Origin of the sequence: Levilactobacillus yonginensis (assembly GCF_003946265.1) — a bacterium.
Classification (GTDB): domain Bacteria; phylum Bacillota; class Bacilli; order Lactobacillales; family Lactobacillaceae; genus Levilactobacillus; species Levilactobacillus yonginensis.
Genome location: NZ_RHNO01000020.1, coordinates 24,147 through 39,590, shown reverse-complemented (window position 1 = coordinate 39,590; position 15,444 = coordinate 24,147). Strand labels below are relative to the sequence as shown.

Annotated in this window: 12 protein-coding genes; 8 read left to right on the top strand and 4 right to left on the bottom strand. The window is 47.2% G+C overall.

What is annotated here, in order from left to right; genetic code table 11:
* Window positions 1-266 precede the first annotated feature (266 nt).
* A complete protein-coding gene (locus tag EKM87_RS09895) occupies window positions 267-1,919 on the bottom strand; it encodes a peptide ABC transporter substrate-binding protein (protein ID WP_225428431.1) in 1,653 nt (550 codons plus the stop codon).
* Between the two features lie 636 nt (window positions 1,920-2,555).
* Between EKM87_RS09895 and EKM87_RS09890 the strand changes: the two genes are divergently transcribed.
* Together EKM87_RS09890 and asnS are read left to right on the top strand one after the other, a co-directional pair.
* Window positions 2,556-3,686: a GGDEF domain-containing protein gene (locus EKM87_RS09890; RefSeq protein WP_125684305.1), complete on the top strand. Its 1,131-nt coding sequence runs from the start codon at window positions 2,556-2,558 to the stop codon at window positions 3,684-3,686.
* 799 nt (window positions 3,687-4,485) lie between these two features.
* Window positions 4,486-5,877, top strand: a complete 1,392-nt coding sequence (gene asnS, locus EKM87_RS09885) for an asparagine--tRNA ligase (RefSeq protein ID WP_125684302.1) — start codon at window positions 4,486-4,488, stop codon at window positions 5,875-5,877.
* A 516-nt stretch (window positions 5,878-6,393) separates the two neighbouring features.
* Here asnS and EKM87_RS09880 read toward each other — a convergent pair.
* Window positions 6,394-6,840: an Rrf2 family transcriptional regulator gene (locus tag EKM87_RS09880; RefSeq protein WP_125684300.1), complete on the bottom strand. Its 447-nt coding sequence runs from the start codon at window positions 6,838-6,840 to the stop codon at window positions 6,394-6,396.
* Window positions 6,841-7,025: 185 nt separating this feature from the next.
* On the opposite strand from EKM87_RS09880, the gene EKM87_RS09875 reads away from it, so the two are divergent.
* The 3 genes from EKM87_RS09875 (at window position 7,026) to EKM87_RS09865 (ending at window position 9,655) form a co-directional block, all read left to right on the top strand.
* The gene (locus tag EKM87_RS09875) at window positions 7,026-7,601 is read left to right on the top strand and encodes an NADPH-dependent F420 reductase (protein ID WP_125684298.1); all 576 of its coding nucleotides are present in this window, start codon (window positions 7,026-7,028) and stop codon (window positions 7,599-7,601) included.
* A gap of 150 nt (window positions 7,602-7,751) precedes the next feature.
* On the top strand, window positions 7,752-8,045 hold the full coding sequence (locus EKM87_RS09870; RefSeq protein ID WP_125684296.1) for a type II toxin-antitoxin system RelB/DinJ family antitoxin: 294 nt from the start codon (window positions 7,752-7,754) through the stop codon (window positions 8,043-8,045).
* A 356-nt stretch (window positions 8,046-8,401) separates the two neighbouring features.
* Window positions 8,402-9,655 (top strand): RNA-guided endonuclease InsQ/TnpB family protein, encoded by a 1,254-nt coding sequence (locus EKM87_RS09865; RefSeq protein ID WP_125684294.1) that lies wholly within the window; start codon window positions 8,402-8,404, stop codon window positions 9,653-9,655.
* 416 nt (window positions 9,656-10,071) lie between these two features.
* Here EKM87_RS09865 and EKM87_RS09860 read toward each other — a convergent pair whose 3' ends face one another.
* The gene (locus tag EKM87_RS09860) at window positions 10,072-11,112 is read right to left on the bottom strand and encodes a zinc-binding dehydrogenase (protein WP_125684292.1); all 1,041 of its coding nucleotides are present in this window, start codon (window positions 11,110-11,112) and stop codon (window positions 10,072-10,074) included.
* A gap of 176 nt (window positions 11,113-11,288) precedes the next feature.
* Window positions 11,289-12,164, bottom strand: coding sequence for a LysR family transcriptional regulator (locus EKM87_RS09855; protein WP_125684290.1), 876 nt, complete (start codon window positions 12,162-12,164; stop codon window positions 11,289-11,291).
* A gap of 118 nt (window positions 12,165-12,282) precedes the next feature.
* Between EKM87_RS09855 and EKM87_RS09850 the strand changes: the two genes are divergently transcribed.
* The 3 genes from EKM87_RS09850 (at window position 12,283) to EKM87_RS09840 (ending at window position 15,410) form a co-directional block, all read left to right on the top strand.
* The gene (locus EKM87_RS09850) at window positions 12,283-13,149 is read left to right on the top strand and encodes an aldo/keto reductase (RefSeq protein ID WP_125684307.1); all 867 of its coding nucleotides are present in this window, start codon (window positions 12,283-12,285) and stop codon (window positions 13,147-13,149) included.
* 12 nt (window positions 13,150-13,161) lie between these two features.
* On the top strand, window positions 13,162-14,028 hold the full coding sequence (locus EKM87_RS09845) for an aldo/keto reductase (RefSeq protein WP_125684288.1): 867 nt from the start codon (window positions 13,162-13,164) through the stop codon (window positions 14,026-14,028).
* Window positions 14,029-14,240: 212 nt separating this feature from the next.
* Window positions 14,241-15,410, top strand: a complete 1,170-nt coding sequence (locus tag EKM87_RS09840; protein ID WP_125684287.1) for a DUF998 domain-containing protein — start codon at window positions 14,241-14,243, stop codon at window positions 15,408-15,410.
* Window positions 15,411-15,444: the final 34 nt, after the last annotated feature.

Here is a 15,444-nt window from a genome sequence, read left to right as displayed (position 1 = left end):
AGATACGTTAGAATCCATGTATTAGAAGCTAGCTAATGGGAGAGGACTTCCATTTACACAAAAAATTTGACACTCCCCCCTGAGGACTTAGCCGGTTTTGAGTTAGTTGAGATTGAAGTGACTTTTACCTAAGCAGGGTTTTAATTAAGACTGTTTGGGTAAAAAAGTGTTCAAGGATATTCTTGAAGAAATCAGTTTCAGTGAAGGCAGTCAGGCTGGAGCGTCCCCACGGCAGGTTGCCATCCTGACTGCCGCAACGCAGCCAGTTACTTCGTCATGTACATGTACTTGTAGATCCACTGGGCGCCCACAGAGTTGTGCACCATCCCGTGCAGCTTCGTGTCCTTCAAGTAGTAGTTGTAGTTTTGATACAGTGGCGTTTCGGCCTGATCATCGGCCAGGAGCTTTTCAGCTTGGAGTAGTTTATTCCACCGGCCCGTGGCGCTCAAGTTGTCGGTCGTGGAGTCATTGATCAGTTTGTCATACTGCTTGTTCTTCCACCCACCGTAGTTTTGGGGATTACTGCTGAGCATCGGCTTCAAGAACTCGATTGGGTCCGCGATGTCTGCCCCACGGCCCCCAATGTAGGCGTCATATTGGCCGTTGGTGCTCCGTTGATAGGCAATCTGGTCTGGCACCGTCTGTAGCGAAATAGTGAGCCCAGAGAGCTGTTTTTCGGCGGATGCTTTGACCAACTCGGCTAGCTTGCTGGAGGCATCGTCCGTGGACGTCAATAGGGAGAACTTCAACGTCTTCACGTTGAGCTGGGCGAGCCCCTTCTTCCAGTAACTTTTAGCTAGGCTCGGGTCGTGAGTCACACTCTCACCAGCATCTTGGAGTTTCCCAAAGTCCTCATTCTTTGCGTTGTAACTCAGGTAGTTTGTGACCGTCCCAGTTGGTTGCAGGGCGGAACCGCTGAAGAGGTCCTTGACGATTTGTTTGCGGTCCAGCGTCAGGGAGATGGCCTTACGGATGTTGACGTTGTTGAAGGCCCGTTTGAGCGTAGCGTCCTTTGATTTTTGGTTGTATAGAATGTAGTTCATGTACGAGTAAGGCCCGGCAAATAGCCGCTTATCACCCTTGAAGTTCTTGTACTGGTTACTAGACAGGATAGTAAAGTCTAGCTTTTTAGCTTGGTAGAGGTTAAGACTTGTTTGAGGAATTGGTTCGTAGAACAAGTTGATTTTAGTCAGCTTGACCTGGTCCTTGTCCCAGTATTTATCATTTTTGATGAACGTCCAGTTCTTGCTTTCAGGCTCCCACTTGCTCATTTTGAAGGGACCGGAATAAACGACCTTATCGGGTGCTGTGCCGTACGCCTTGCCGTATTTATCCACGAGCTTTTTGTCCTGTGGTGAGAAGGCTTGGTAGGTCATCAGTTTGTCAAAGTAAGCGATGGGGTGATCCAGAGTGACGACCAACGTTTGGTCATCCTTGGCGACGGCCCCTAACTTACTAGCGGGAAGTTTGCCAGCGTTGATGGCCATGGCATTCTTGATGCCTTTAAATATGTACGGGAACATTGATTTGGTGGCTGGTTTGAGCGAGCGCTGCCACGAGTAGACAAAGCTTTGGGCGTCGATTGGGTCACCGTTACTAAACGTGGCGCCCTTGCGAATCTTAAAGGTGTAGGTCTTGCCATCCTTAGACACGGTGTGTTTGGTGGCTAACGCGGCAACCACTTTATGGTGTTTATCTACAGTTAGCAGGGTATCAAACAGATTCCCGGTTTGGTCGAATCCCCGGGACTTGGAAATATCTAACGTGGAGACTGAAAAATTCGATGATAAATTGGTCGTGCGCACCAAATCTTGATGGGATGCGTCAGACTTTTTACCACAGGCAGCAAGCGTCAAAATCAGTGTTGCGGAAGTGGCCACCACAGCCAACCAGCGCAAGCGAGACGATACTTGAGACATAAGAGAACCTCCTAATATAAGCTATTAACCACGTACCTCGGGCAGTCGTCACAATTGACGATGCTGTCCAAGGTACAACCAAAGATAGTATAGCAGTATTTGGCTAAAATAATCAACTGTAAACTATCTCTAACCAATATAATTAATATCATAATATTAATTTAATGATTCTCAGAAAGTGGGTTACAAATGGCCGTCGCATTTCGTTAGTATTAGTGAGGAGGGGCTTTGCCTTAAGCACTAACCGGTCAAAATACACCACTCAATTAGCAAACGGGAAATTTCAAACCAGTTCAGGATACGGGTAAACTAGTCATTGGCGGGAAGGTGAGCCGCCTACATGGCCACGACTAGAACTGGGGTGGTGGGTCAGACATTGCTGAGACGGGGCCGAAGTCCTACAGACACCCGGTTACTGGTTCGTAGAGGTGGGAATGATTGATAACAGTTAACACCCCTTAAATCACGTCACACGCGCCAACTTCTGATAGTGGTATTGGTGAATTAAAAGGATTATATTGCTTAGTAGACTGCGAAATGGTGGCATTTTTTGGTGCCGTCATTGGCAGATTGGCCGGGTATTTACGAAACAGACGACACCCGGACAACACCCTAATGGATGAAGAAGGTTTCGGCATGACATGGTCACACTGGCAAGTCCCACCGTTTGAAACGAGCGTGTTCTTCGTATTAGGCGTGCTCACGCTCTACTGGGTCTCTTATAATTGGCTGGCAACCTGGCTGCACAACCGGGGTAGCAAGCTAAGTGACGACGTTATCAATACTTGGTACGGCGTCATCTACATGCTGGTTTTTGTATTTAGCATTCAAACGCTAGTCCTCGGCGGTCAGGATTCCTGGCAGTTTATGAATTTTCAACTGATTGCGATTATCTTCTGTGCGTATTTTCTAAATATTCACGTCTCGTACTATTTCTTTTTCCCGATTGTTTTGATCTACATGGCCTTTAACGGCTCATTAGGCTACTGGCAGTCGTGGGGGCACGCTATAACGTTGATGATTTTTTTCTGGATACTCAATGATATCCGGGTCAGGTGTCATGGCCGTCACAGTGTCTTTGCGGTGTACATGTTGGTTGGGGTGCCCTTTGGCGGCTTACTGTGGTTATGGATGAAATTTAAATTTGCGTTTACCTGGACCACGTTCTGGCAAGAATGGATCTACCTGGTGATTTTCGAGGCTTTGTTGTTTGTTTACGTTTCGATGCTGTCCCACGATAGTGAAATTAAAGTGCGACTGGCCAAATTTGCCAGTCACGATGCGCTCACCCAAACGGAAAACTTTGCTGCGTACACCAGCGCGATTGAGGATCTGTTTGCGGAGAGTCGTAAGCAAGGACAGCCGCTGACTATGATGATGTTTGATATCGATCATTTTAAACAAATCAATGACACCTATGGCCATTCAGTCGGAGATCAAGTGTTGCGAGAAGTATCGTCGGTGGTGCAGACCGTGATTGCGGCCAACGACGACCAGATTTCATTCTACCGGACCGGTGGGGAGGAATTTAATCTGCTCTTTCCAACGTATGACTTAGCTGCGGCGGCGCCCGTGGTCCATCAGATATTTGCGGCGGTGAACCACGTGACGATTGCGGCGGGAACGGACCGAATTAACGTCACGATTTCTGTCGGTGTGGCGGTTGCTAATACGGATGACCGGTCCCCAATGGACTTTTACAACCGGGTCGACAAGAACCTCTACCACTCTAAGTGTCACGGGCGGATGTTGATTACGATGGATTAATTGGCGTGTAGGGGTTAAGCGGAGTCGACTGCCGTTTATCGCCTGTTTCGACTATATGTTTAGAGCGCAAAAAAGGTGTGGGACGTTTGTCTCACACCTTTTGTTAACACTAGATTGAACCGAAGGTCGTTAGCAGATTGGCTAATGGCACTAGGTTCGTGTACGTGATCGTTGGGATACCGCTTGGTTAGGGGCCAGCAGCAGTGGTATCTCAGAACGTAGCATATGACTTCTCACGAGGCGTTGCATTACGGCTTATCTGAAGGCTTTCTGATAATTTTTCAGAATGGGTGAATGACGTACCTGTTGGCAGTGGCAACGTAGGGTTCTCTTCCGTCTTAGCGGTCGCTAGATATTGGAGGGCGGTGTCGGTACAATTGCGTTTGTATCTGGCCACCGGAGTGCGAACAGTTAACTTTGTCCTTTAGTTAGTTAACTGTCAGTTGTAAGTTAGCCCTATTTGTGATAATCTGACAACAGTTGCATAGAATTAAAAACGAACGAAATGGTCAGCGCCGGATTGGTTTTGGGTGTTCAGCGAGCTAAGGATAGTGTCAGCTTAGCCACCCGCCAATCCAGGAGAACTCCATTTCAGTTGTGGGCTGAAATCTTAGGGAGTAGGCCTCACCGTTCTCCGTCACGTTAACGACGGTACGTATGTTAGTACGTTTATTAAAGTTGGTTTTGCATTAAAAACAATTTGGGTGGTACCGCGGAAAGATCTTTCGTCCCTGTTTAGAGGGATGATGGATCTTTTTTTGTGTCATCATCGGGATTTTCACCATAAAGGAGAATAATCATGGCAGAAGTTTTAGTAAAAGATTTATTTAGCGACCAGCACTTTGCTGAAGATGAAGAAATTGTTTTACACGGTTGGGTTAAGACCGTTCGGGGCTCCAAGCGAGTTGGCTTCATTGAATTAAGTGATGGTTCAAGCATGAAGCACGCACAAATCGTAATGCGTAGCGACTTGGAAAACTACGCCGAAATGACGAAGTTGCCTTTGAGCTCCACGATTAAGGTTGTGGGGACGGTGGTTTACACGCCAGACGCTAAACAACCATTGGAAGTTCACGCTTCCGAAATCGTGTTGGAAGGGGCTTCCGACAACGACTACCCCTTACAAAAGAAGAAGCACACGTACGAATACCTGCGGACCATGGCCCACTTACGGCCACGGACGGACACATTCTACGCAGTCTTCCGTATCCGGTCATTGGCTGCCTTTGCCATTCACCAATACTTACAAGAACATGGGTTTACCTACGTGAACACGCCAATCATCACGAGTAGTGACAGTGAAGGTGCCGGCGAAATGTTCCGGGTTACCACGTTGGACATGAACAACTTACCTAAGACTGACGACGGTAAGGTTGACGACAGCAAGGACTTCTTTAAGGCAGAAACCAATCTGACAGTGAGTGGTCAACTTCAAGTTGAAGCCTTCGCTCTGTCCTTACGGGACGTTTACACGTTCGGTCCTACATTCCGGGCAGAAGATTCCCATACTGCCCGTCACGCTTCAGAATTCTGGATGATTGAACCAGAAATGGCCTTCGCTGATCTACACGACAGCATGAAGGTTTCTGAAGAGTTATTGAAGTCCGTGGTATCCTACCTCTTGGAGCACGCCAAGGATGAATTACAGTTCTTGAACGACAACGTTGACGACGATTTACTGGACCGGTTACACCAAACCATCAGTGAGAAGTTTGCGGAAATCACTTACACGCAAGCCATTGAAGAGTTGGAAAAGGCCCCAGTTAAGTTCGATGTACCCGTTAAGTGGGGGATTGATTTACAATCCGAACACGAACGCTACCTGTGTGAACAGGTCTACGGTCGCCCAACCTTCCTGACCGACTACCCACGTGATATTAAGGCCTTCTACATGCGCGACAATGATGACGGTAAGACCGTTGCTGCCGCTGACATGTTGGTCCCTCGTATCGGTGAATTAGTTGGTGGGAGCCAACGTGAAGAACGGGTCGCCCAATTGGAACAAAAGATCAAGGACTTCAACCTGCCACCAAAGGAATACGAATGGTACTCAGAACTCCGGAAGTACGGCGAAACGCCACACTCTGGTTTCGGTATCGGTTTCGAACGGTTACTGATGTATGTCACCGGGATGGAAAACATCCGCGACGTGATCCCTTACCCACGTACGCCGGGTAACGCGGAATTCTAAGGTAATTGTTTAATTGTAAAAAGAGCGGCTGAGATATTTTCTCGGCCGCTCTTTTTGTGCTGGTGATTAAGTTTGATTCAACAACTAAAGATTGAAATTTCGAAAACCGTTATCAAACCAAGAATAATCAGGCGTTACAGACTTAAAATTAGTTTTTTCCAGCCACCGGAGCCGCTCAGAGATTCCGCCCGCTGTGGGGAACGCCTGCGGCCTGAAAAGCGGTCCTTCGGCTCGGTTTGAAGCCTGGGAAATCACCAGTCTCCAAACCCGTCCCACGCTGTAAGCCGAAAATCGGCTAACAGCGTCGACACGGCTGGCTCCACCTCTGACCGCCTCCGGTTAAACGGGGGTCTTGGAAACTAAGCTAGTTTAAATGACTGCACTTACTCACTATTATTGGCGAACGGTAAGGCGTCAATTTCCCACAATGTCTGACTAAACCCAAATATCCAATCTTTGTTGTATCAGGCATAGTTGGTGTTTCAGTGCTTTCAACCTTTAGTCAACAATGAAAAATTAGCCGTACTGGACGTCGTCTGACGTTAAGCGCTGCATTAGTGTCACATCGTTTAGGATGTCTTGCAAGGTGATCTTAGCCATTTTGGCTTCTGCCGCGGCCTGAATCTCCTGATAGTAGTGGCTCAAGACCTTGGGAACCGTTTGACCCACTGGACAATTCTGAGACGTGTGCGTGTCCACATTCAGTAGGGGTGCTTGGCCGGGTAGCGTGGCGTAGATGTCACGCAGCGTGATCTCAGCCGGGTCGTGCGCCAGTGCAAGCTGGGTGGGACCGTGAGTGGGGGCCAACAACTGGTGGTGTTTTAAGTTAGCCATGATTTTACGAATCAGGCTAGGAGATGTTTCGAGACTGCTCGCGATTTCCTGGCTGGTCATCTTTTTACCCTTGAAATAGGCGATGTAGACCAGCACGTGGATGGTATCGCTAAACTGGGTATTTGCCATGTGGAGGCTCCTTCCTGTTAAGATTATGTATTATATTCTATAACAGTTTCGATTAAAAATCAGGTAAAACGCCTAACTAATTTATTTATTATGCTAACGGATTGACATTTTAACCGAAAGCGGTTATTCTTAAAACTGTACTTAAAAAGAATACAAAATTTAAAACTTATCAGGGGGTCTGCATTATGTCAGCAATCACAATTTTTGGTAAAGGTAACATGGGTCAATCAATCGGTGACGTCTTCAAGCAAGGCGGGAATCAGGTTAGTTTTATTGATTCTGCCGATCCCGTAGAAAACTTAGGATCAATCGTTGTTCTGGCTGTTCCTTACAACGCTGCATTAAGCATTGCCAAGGCGAACCAGGCGGCATTAGCAGGGAAAATTGTTATCGATATTACGAACCCACTGAACTTTGAAACTTGGGACGAATTAGTTGTTCCAGCTGATAGCTCAGCTGCTGCCCAAATCGCTGCTTTATTACCAGATTCCAAGGTTATCAAGGGTTTCAACACGACCTTCGCTGCAACCTTACAGAGTCGCAAGGTCGGTGACCAAGCACAAACGACAGTTATGGCTGCCGGTGACGACGCTGATGCTAAGCAAGCATTTGCCGATGCATTGACTGACAGTGGTGTGGCTTTCGTTGATGCCGGTTCCTTGAAGCGGGCGCGTGAACTTGAAAGCTTTGGTTTCTTACAAATGACTTTAGCAGCCAGCGAAAAGATTGGCTGGACTGGTGGCTTCGGCGTTTTAAAGTAAACCAAACAGCATAATAGAAGATTATAAATGAGGGACCCAAGCAGCGGTGAACGATGCTTGGGTCCCTTTTCGGGGTTTGAGGCGATAAGCAAATTTCGTTTGAAATGAGTAAAACAGGAGTATATTAGGAGTAGAAAAGGAGGGAGCATAATGCAAACAAAGTCGCATGATAAGAAGCGGGTACAAGTAAATATTGATAGAGATTTAGTGAATCAGGCAGAACAAATATTTACTGATATTGGGTTAAACACCACTGCGGCAGTCACAGCCTTCTACAAACAGGTCGTGGCTACTGAGGGACTTCCTTTTCAATTAACACGAATAACACCCCAAGAACAACTAGAGAAAGTGATTAAAAAAGAAATTGATTCTGGAAATGTTAAGCAATTAAAATCACCGGCTGAGATTTCACAGTGGTTAGCAGGTGATGATGAAGCCAAATGAGATTGTAACAATATACGTTGCGTATGCACAGGGTAATGGTGGAAAACGTCGTCCGGTATTAATTGTTGGCGTGTATCCAAAAACTTTTTTGTTATATCGGATGACGACAAAATATATCGACAAGTCTCGCAGAATCCAAGCACAATACTACCCTTTGAAGGATTGGCGTACTTCTGGTTTAATATAAATTAGGCAGAATTCCCTCGCTTTCAAGCAAGGGATGAATGCGACTATGCCTTTCGTTGATCAGCGAAGCTCATATGTTATCTTCATAAATATTATTGTAAGACGCTTTGCTATGGATACGATATACTCATATGGTACGCTTGTTATCAAGCAAAGGGAGGTGGCAGTTTATGGCGAAAACGATGGCCCAGTTACCTTATCATTATGGGGTTAAGGTTAGAGTCTTTCCTTCAACCGAACAAAAACGGCTAATCAAACGTAACAGTGATGCTAGTCGCTTCATTTATAACAAAATGAACGGGATGAACAATGATCTATTTTGGCTGAAGAAAGTTAAAACACCAATTGCGCTTGTTTTGAAGCGAATCACTGATCTGACTGAACGTCTGAAGAAGCCGTCAACTGCTATTTCCAATATTCATGGGTGGTTAAATCATCCGGATTTTGACAGTCTGATGAAAGCTAATGCTATCAAGAATTATAGGACTGCTTGGAAGCTATTCCGTCAGGTTCATCAGGCCGGGACGCCTAAATTTCATAAGCGTGGCTACACTCAGACTTATCAGACATCGTGTCTTTACAGTGCTAAAGTGATAGCCCCAACTATGGAGAATGGTAGTGTTAGACTAACTGACAACCGCCACCTACAACTACCCAAGCTAGGGCATCTCCGATTCAAGGGACTTCCACTAAAGATTTTAGAACGAGCTAATGATATTAGAATTGGGACGACAACAGTCTCGATGGACGCTGTGGGTCATTACTTTGTGTCCATGCAGATTGGGTCGGAACATCCATTTGCTGCCAAGCAACCAATTGTCAAATCTAAAGTCGGCATTGATTTGAATCTCGATAATTTTCTGACAGACTCCAATGGACAAGTAATTGAGAATCCCCGTTACTATCGAATGATTAAAGGAAAGCTGGCTAAGGCTCAACGGAAACTGTCACGGCGGGCCAGACGAGCTAAAAAGAGTCAACGACGGTTATCAGAATCAAAGAATTATCAAAGCCAACGGTTATTAGTGGCCAAATTGCAACTCAGAGTTACCAATCAACGTAAGAACTTTTTGCACCACGTCTCTACGACCTTAATCAAAAACCACGATTTAGTCGTAGCTGAAGAACTGCGGAGTAAAAATATGTTGCGGAATCACGCTTTGGCAATGAGCATCTCGGACGTTGGTTGGCGAACTTTACTGAGCATGCTGTCCTACAAAGCTGATTGGTATGGCCAGAAATTTTTGACTGTGAATCCCCGGAATACAACGCAAACTTGTAGCCATTGTGGGCACATCATGACCGGTAAGAACAAGCTGACGTTGGCTGACCGTGAGTGGATGTGCCCTAGTTGCGGGACGTTACATGTTCGTGATTATAATGCAGCTAAGAATATTTTAGCTAAGGGGTTAGCAACTTTGTAATAAAAGAGTCTGTCTGGCAACCTGCGGATCTAAAAGGCTTTGGTAATTGGCGGATAAGTCCTATTCGTAGGTTAGCGCTGTATCTAAGCAAATTGTGGTCGCCATGCCAAAGGGTGCGGTTCTCACAAGCGTTCGTTTTTAAACGGGCGTGGTTGACAGAGTCAAACTTATATTGATACAGGGGTAATTTTAGAAGTAAAGCGAGAAGATATCGGGGCTCTTACATCAGTTGGCTGGTTAAGCGCGGAAGATCAGTTAGGCCTAGCTGAGTTTATTGGACAAAAGAATCGGTAATAATTTAGAAGATTAGTGCAATTACAAAGAGAGCTAACGTCAGAAAATGACGTTAGCTCTCTTTAAGAATTTTAGAATAAGTTTTAGTATGACTAGCGTTAACGTAGATTCCAGTTGGCTAGTTAGTCAACAACGACCAAGGACTTAATAGCTTCACGCTTAGTCATAGCTTGGTAAGCATCGTCGATGTCATCCAAGGCAAAGGACTTCGTGAAGACCTTACCAGGGTGAATGTCGCCATCCAGAACAGCCTTCAACAAGAGTTGCTTGTCGTAAGTCGTTACAGAAGCAGGGCCCCCAGCAATAATCTTGTTGGTGTAGAAGGATGGTGCCATGTCGATCTTAGGTTCATGAGGTAAACCAACCCGGCCCACGATAGCACCTGGACGAGCAACCTTCATGGCTGTGTCGTTAGACTGTTCCGTCCCGACACATTCCAAGACAGCGTCAGCGCCGGAGTTGTTGGTTAATGCCATAACTTTGGCAACGGCTTCGTCACCCCGTTCAGCAACAACGTCGGTGGCGCCAAATTCCATAGCTAATTTTTGACGATCTTCGTGACGGCTCATGGCAATGATGCGCTTAGCACCACGCATTTGAGCGGAGATAACGCCACAGAGACCCACGGCACCGTCACCAACAACGACGACCGTGTCGCCAGTTTTAACGTTGGCAACGCGAGCGGCGTGGTAACCTGTAGCCATGACGTCGGCCAGGCTCAGCAAGGACTTCAGCATTTCATCGCTGTAGTCGGCTGGCTTACCAGGAATCTTAACCAGAGCCCATTCGCCGTGTTGGAAACGAATGTATTCGGATTGCACGTCACTACTGAAGTTGTCCGTGTGGTTTTGGCAGGCACCGTCAAAACCGGCACGGCAAGCGGCACAGTGGCCACAGCCGTGGGTGAATGGTGCAATGACAAAGTCACCGGGTTGAACGGTTGTGATGTCGGAACCGACTTCTTCAACGATTCCAATAGCTTCGTGACCGGAGTTTTCGGAGTTTTTAGCCTTGTCTTCTAAGCCGCGGTAAGCCCAGAGATCTGAGCCACACACACAGGTCCGTACAACGTGAATAATCACGTCATCAGGTGCCTGAATCTTAGGCATATCAGCATCAACGACTTTAACCTTACCTGGTTCTACAAATACAGTTGATTTCATCGTGTTACCTCCTAGATGTTTCTATCAGAATTTTAAGCGTTCACAAATTGTTTGTAAAGAATGTTTACTTTCGTGATGGTGCTTGGTCATCATGGATTAGCTTAACGGGAAATTACCGGCATGTCTAATGCTTATCACGTATCATTATCTATACTTAACGTGCATGGTACAGGTTGTTAGTCGGGCCACTTTGCCGTAACTTGGTCGATCAGGGGTTGGACGCGCTGTTTTTCTGACCGGAGAAAGTTAGCATAAATGGCTAGTTGTGCCTGGTCATCACTGATGGGAATCCGAACGCGGCTGTCATTCGCCGTGGCTGGCAATTCTTGGTTGGCCTCTAGCGGAATAATGTCAGAAATGTTGGTGCTGAAATACGGGAAGTCGGCGTATTTGGTAATCTCATCAAAGGCTTCTCGTTGTTCTTGGTAGAGAAACTTCGCGTGCGGAATGTCTCGTTGAATAACTTCACGCCACGGACCGATGTTGGTGAGAACTATGAAACTAAGGTCCCTTAGCTCTGCGAAGGTGATGGTCGTTTGGTTGGCTTGAAACATGAACTTGTTCAGGTTGACGGCCAGCCGTTCGTAACCAACTCGCTGAGAACTGAATGCTTCGCCGGTTAGCTGATGGTCGGAAAAAATTACTGTGTAATCGTGTTGGGTGAGCAGTTCGTCAATGGCAGTCGTCAGGAGCTGGTGATTAACTGTGACGTTGGTGGGCAAGGGCAAGTCATTCAGAATGTACAGGGGACCGGGCAACGTGGTGCCAATCTGCAGAGTTCGTTGATTTTGATCGAAGCTATGAATTCGCGCGACGGCTTGGTTCTGCGCTTGGAGCAGGGCAGTCGCTTCTCGGGCGGCCAATTCACCGGTGGGGGTCAGACTGAGCCGGTTGGGTTGGCGGTCAAATAAGTGGACGCCAAGGTCGCTCTCCAATTTTTGCATACCCCGCGTAACGGTGGGCTGGGTGACGTTTAGTTGTGCCGCGGTTTCGGCTAAGGTTCCAGTCTGAGCAAAGGTCACCAATTCTTCTAATAAGTAGTTTTCCAACATGGCAGGTTCCTCCTAGCATACGTCACTCGTATACTAGCATGTTTATCTAGTAATTTTCAACTGAGGCGTTTGCCAGTATAGTAGAGTCATTCAAGCCATGAAGGGATGGACGAGCGAAATGACTACTGTGCCAACAATTAAATTAAATAATGGCATTGAGATGCCCCAATTAGGATTTGGTGTTTTCCAAGTACCTGATTTAAAAGAATGTGAAGAAGCCGTCGTCAATGCCTTGCAAGTCGGCTATCGGTTACTAGATACCGCGACGGCATATCAAAATGAAGAGGCAGTTGGCCGGGCTATTAAGAGAAGTGGTGTGACGCGTGATGAAATCTTTGTCACGTCAAAGCTGTGGGTTTCAGAATTCACTTATGAACGGGCTCAGCAGGGAATCAACGATTCCTTGAAGCGGTTAGGCTTGGATTATATGGACCTGTACCTGCTACACCAACCCTATGGCGACACGATGGGGGCTTGGCGTGCCTTAGAAGAAGCCCAACAAGCTGGCAAAATTCGGGCAATCGGGGTCTCTAACTTTTACGCCGATCAATTAAAAAATTTAGAGCTGACGATGACGGTCAAGCCGGCCGTCAATCAAATTGAAATCAATCCTTGGTACCAACAGCCTGAAGAGGTGCGGTTCAATCAAGGTGAAGACGTACGGGTTGAATCCTGGGCCCCCTTTGCCGAAGGGAAACACAATCTTTTCCAAAACGAAACGATTGCCCAGATTGCGCAAGCTCATGGTAAGGCAACGGGACAGGTTATTTTGCGGTGGCTCTTGCAACGGGGAATCACAGTGATTCCTAAGTCGGTTCACAAGGAACGGATGATTGAGAACATGAACGTCTTTGACTTTGAGTTGACGGCCACTGAAATGCAGACGATGCAGTCATTAGACAAGCGGGAAAGCCAGTTTTTTGATCACCGGGATCCCGTAGCGATTGAACAAATTTTCGGATCGAGTTTAAAGCAACTTAGCTAAGGAGAGATGATAATGACAAAGACACCAACAATTAAATTAAATGATGGAAATGAGATTCCCACGATTGGATTTGGGACCTTCCAAATTCCCAGCGATGGGTCAACGTACCGGGCCGTACTGGAAGCTTTACAGGTAGGTTATCGACACATCGATACGGCCGTGGCCTACTTTAATGAAGCCGAAGTTGGCCAGGCTATCGCGGATAGCGGTATTCCCCGCGACCAGATTTGGGTGACGAGCAAGCTGTGGCTCCAAGATTTTGGATACGAAGCGGCGAAGAAGGCCATTGACGTTTCGTTGAAGAAACTTGGATTGGCTTACATGGATCTTTACCTGATTCACCAACCATATGGGGACGTTCCTGGTGCTTGGCGCGCGATGGAAGAGGCCCAACAGGCTGGTAAGATTCGCTCAATCGGGGTCTCCAACATGACGCCCAAGATTTGGCAGAAGTTTGTGCCGCAATTTGAGACGCTCCCCGCCGTTAACCAAGTTGAGTTTAACCCCTACTTTCAGCAACAACCGTTACGCCAATTGATGGCTGCAAGCGACGTAAAGCTTGAGGCCTGGGCACCACTTGGTCAGGGAAATCAGTCACTGATCAATGATCCCGTGATTGTCGCCTTAGCGAAAAAGTACGGCAAGGATGCCGGTCAGATCATCTTGCGTTTTGAAAATCAACTCGGCGTTATCGTTTTTCCTAAGTCGGTCCACGCTGCTCGGATTAAGAGCAATCTGGCTATCTTCGACTTCGAACTGACGCCAGCTGAAATGACCACCCTAATCGGTCTCGACAAGGGTAAGGGGATGCATGATCCGGATGCTGATGGTGTGCGCGAAATGCTGTTAGCCACTTTCGACGTGCACGCTGATGACTAGGGGATTAATGCATTGAATCTGTTAGGTTAGAACGAGGGGGTCTGGGACAAAAGTTCCAGGCCCCCTTTTGATCTCTCACTTAGTGTACTGAAGATGTGTGCCAGTTGACGTTTGCTTCCAGGTCCATACACTATTTTGTTGCTAACAAGTTGGTCAGGGTGATTCCTCTGTTATAATGGGAGTCATTGTGAAAACGGGTAGCGGAGGAAAACATGAAAAGCAAAGATTATCAATTGAAAATTCCAGCAGCGGTCAGCGAACAGCTGCAATTGCGGGAAGATACGCCAGTTAAGCTGGTCGTGAAACGGGACCGGTTAGTCGTCCAGTTTGCGGAGCCCCGCCAACAGGTCTTCCAAAAGCGGGTGGTGTTCTGGCCGCTTTTGCTGGCCCTATTTGCGAGTGTGGGGTTCCTTATTTTTTGTGTCTCGCAGGGGATGCACCAGGTAAAGCTGGTGGGGGAACAGTCCCTGGCAACGGCCATTATTCTGGTAGGCGTGGTGTTGGGGACACTGCTCTTCGCCGGATTCTTTATTCATGACCGTAATAATCCCCTGAATCATTTTACGAAAAACATCTACTGGCGAAACTTTCCGGTCATCGTGCTATCGTTTGCGTTGATTCTGGCGTTGGTGCTGAGTGGGAGTATGTGGTTGTTAGGCGTCTTATTCAAGGGTGCCATCTTTGGCTCATTTACGGCCAGCATTATTCTCTTTGTCTTTAGCCTGGTGGTGAATGCTACGATGGTCTACTTCTCATTGATGGTAGATGCAAGTGTTTTGACCACCGTGCTAACGCTGGTCATTATCAGTGGGGTCGTCATCTCCATGGCCGTGAACAATCAGAAGTACTGGTGGCAACATAACCTCAGCTTTTTGGGAACAAACGGCGCGTCTAGTGGGTGGCAGTTCAATGCGACGTTGATGTTCGCGGCGTTATTGATGATTGCCCTGGTAGATTATTTATTCGTGAGCCTGCACGAGGTCTTTCCCAATTCACGTCGGCTCTGGGTACTGCGTATCTTACTGACACTGACGGCGGTGGACCTGGGGATGGTGGGCGTCTTTCCCAACAACGCCATTTCACACGACCTGCACGATCAGGTGGCAACTTTCCTGGTGTACTTTATCATTGCTCTGATTGTGGGCGTTCGCTGGTTGCTCCCCCAGATTACACGGGACTTTTTGTACCTGTCATACGGGGTAGGGGTAGCGTTGGTGATTGCTGAAATCCTTTTTAGATGGTTGGGGTATTTCTCACTGACAGCGTTTGAACTGATTGCCTTTGTCATGGCTTTCGGCTGGCTGCTGATGCTCCTGGAACAAATTGAGGGGTTGATCACGTCTGGAACGGAAGGCATGATTCAGCAGACTAAACGTTCTTAAAATGAGTCAAAATAGGGGGTCGAGACGGTAGGTC

What these genes read in the sequence shown, in the direction of transcription:
- EKM87_RS09850 (WP_125684307.1), top strand. Translation starts at nt 12,283, where the DNA reads ATGACTACTGTGCCAACAATTAAATTAAATAATGGCATTGAGATGCCC.
- EKM87_RS09880 (WP_125684300.1), bottom strand. Translation starts at nt 6,840, where the DNA reads ATGGCAAATACCCAGTTTAGCGATACCATCCACGTGCTGGTCTACATC.
- EKM87_RS09875 (WP_125684298.1), top strand. Translation starts at nt 7,026, where the DNA reads ATGTCAGCAATCACAATTTTTGGTAAAGGTAACATGGGTCAATCAATC.
- EKM87_RS09890 (WP_125684305.1), top strand. Translation starts at nt 2,556, where the DNA reads ATGACATGGTCACACTGGCAAGTCCCACCGTTTGAAACGAGCGTGTTC.
- EKM87_RS09870 (WP_125684296.1), top strand. Translation starts at nt 7,752, where the DNA reads ATGCAAACAAAGTCGCATGATAAGAAGCGGGTACAAGTAAATATTGAT.
- EKM87_RS09845 (WP_125684288.1), top strand. Translation starts at nt 13,162, where the DNA reads ATGACAAAGACACCAACAATTAAATTAAATGATGGAAATGAGATTCCC.
- EKM87_RS09840 (WP_125684287.1), top strand. Translation starts at nt 14,241, where the DNA reads ATGAAAAGCAAAGATTATCAATTGAAAATTCCAGCAGCGGTCAGCGAA.
- EKM87_RS09855 (WP_125684290.1), bottom strand. Translation starts at nt 12,164, where the DNA reads ATGTTGGAAAACTACTTATTAGAAGAATTGGTGACCTTTGCTCAGACT.
- EKM87_RS09860 (WP_125684292.1), bottom strand. Translation starts at nt 11,112, where the DNA reads ATGAAATCAACTGTATTTGTAGAACCAGGTAAGGTTAAAGTCGTTGAT.
- asnS (WP_125684302.1), top strand. Translation starts at nt 4,486, where the DNA reads ATGGCAGAAGTTTTAGTAAAAGATTTATTTAGCGACCAGCACTTTGCT.
- EKM87_RS09865 (WP_125684294.1), top strand. Translation starts at nt 8,402, where the DNA reads ATGGCGAAAACGATGGCCCAGTTACCTTATCATTATGGGGTTAAGGTT.
- EKM87_RS09895 (WP_225428431.1), bottom strand. Translation starts at nt 1,919, where the DNA reads ATGTCTCAAGTATCGTCTCGCTTGCGCTGGTTGGCTGTGGTGGCCACT.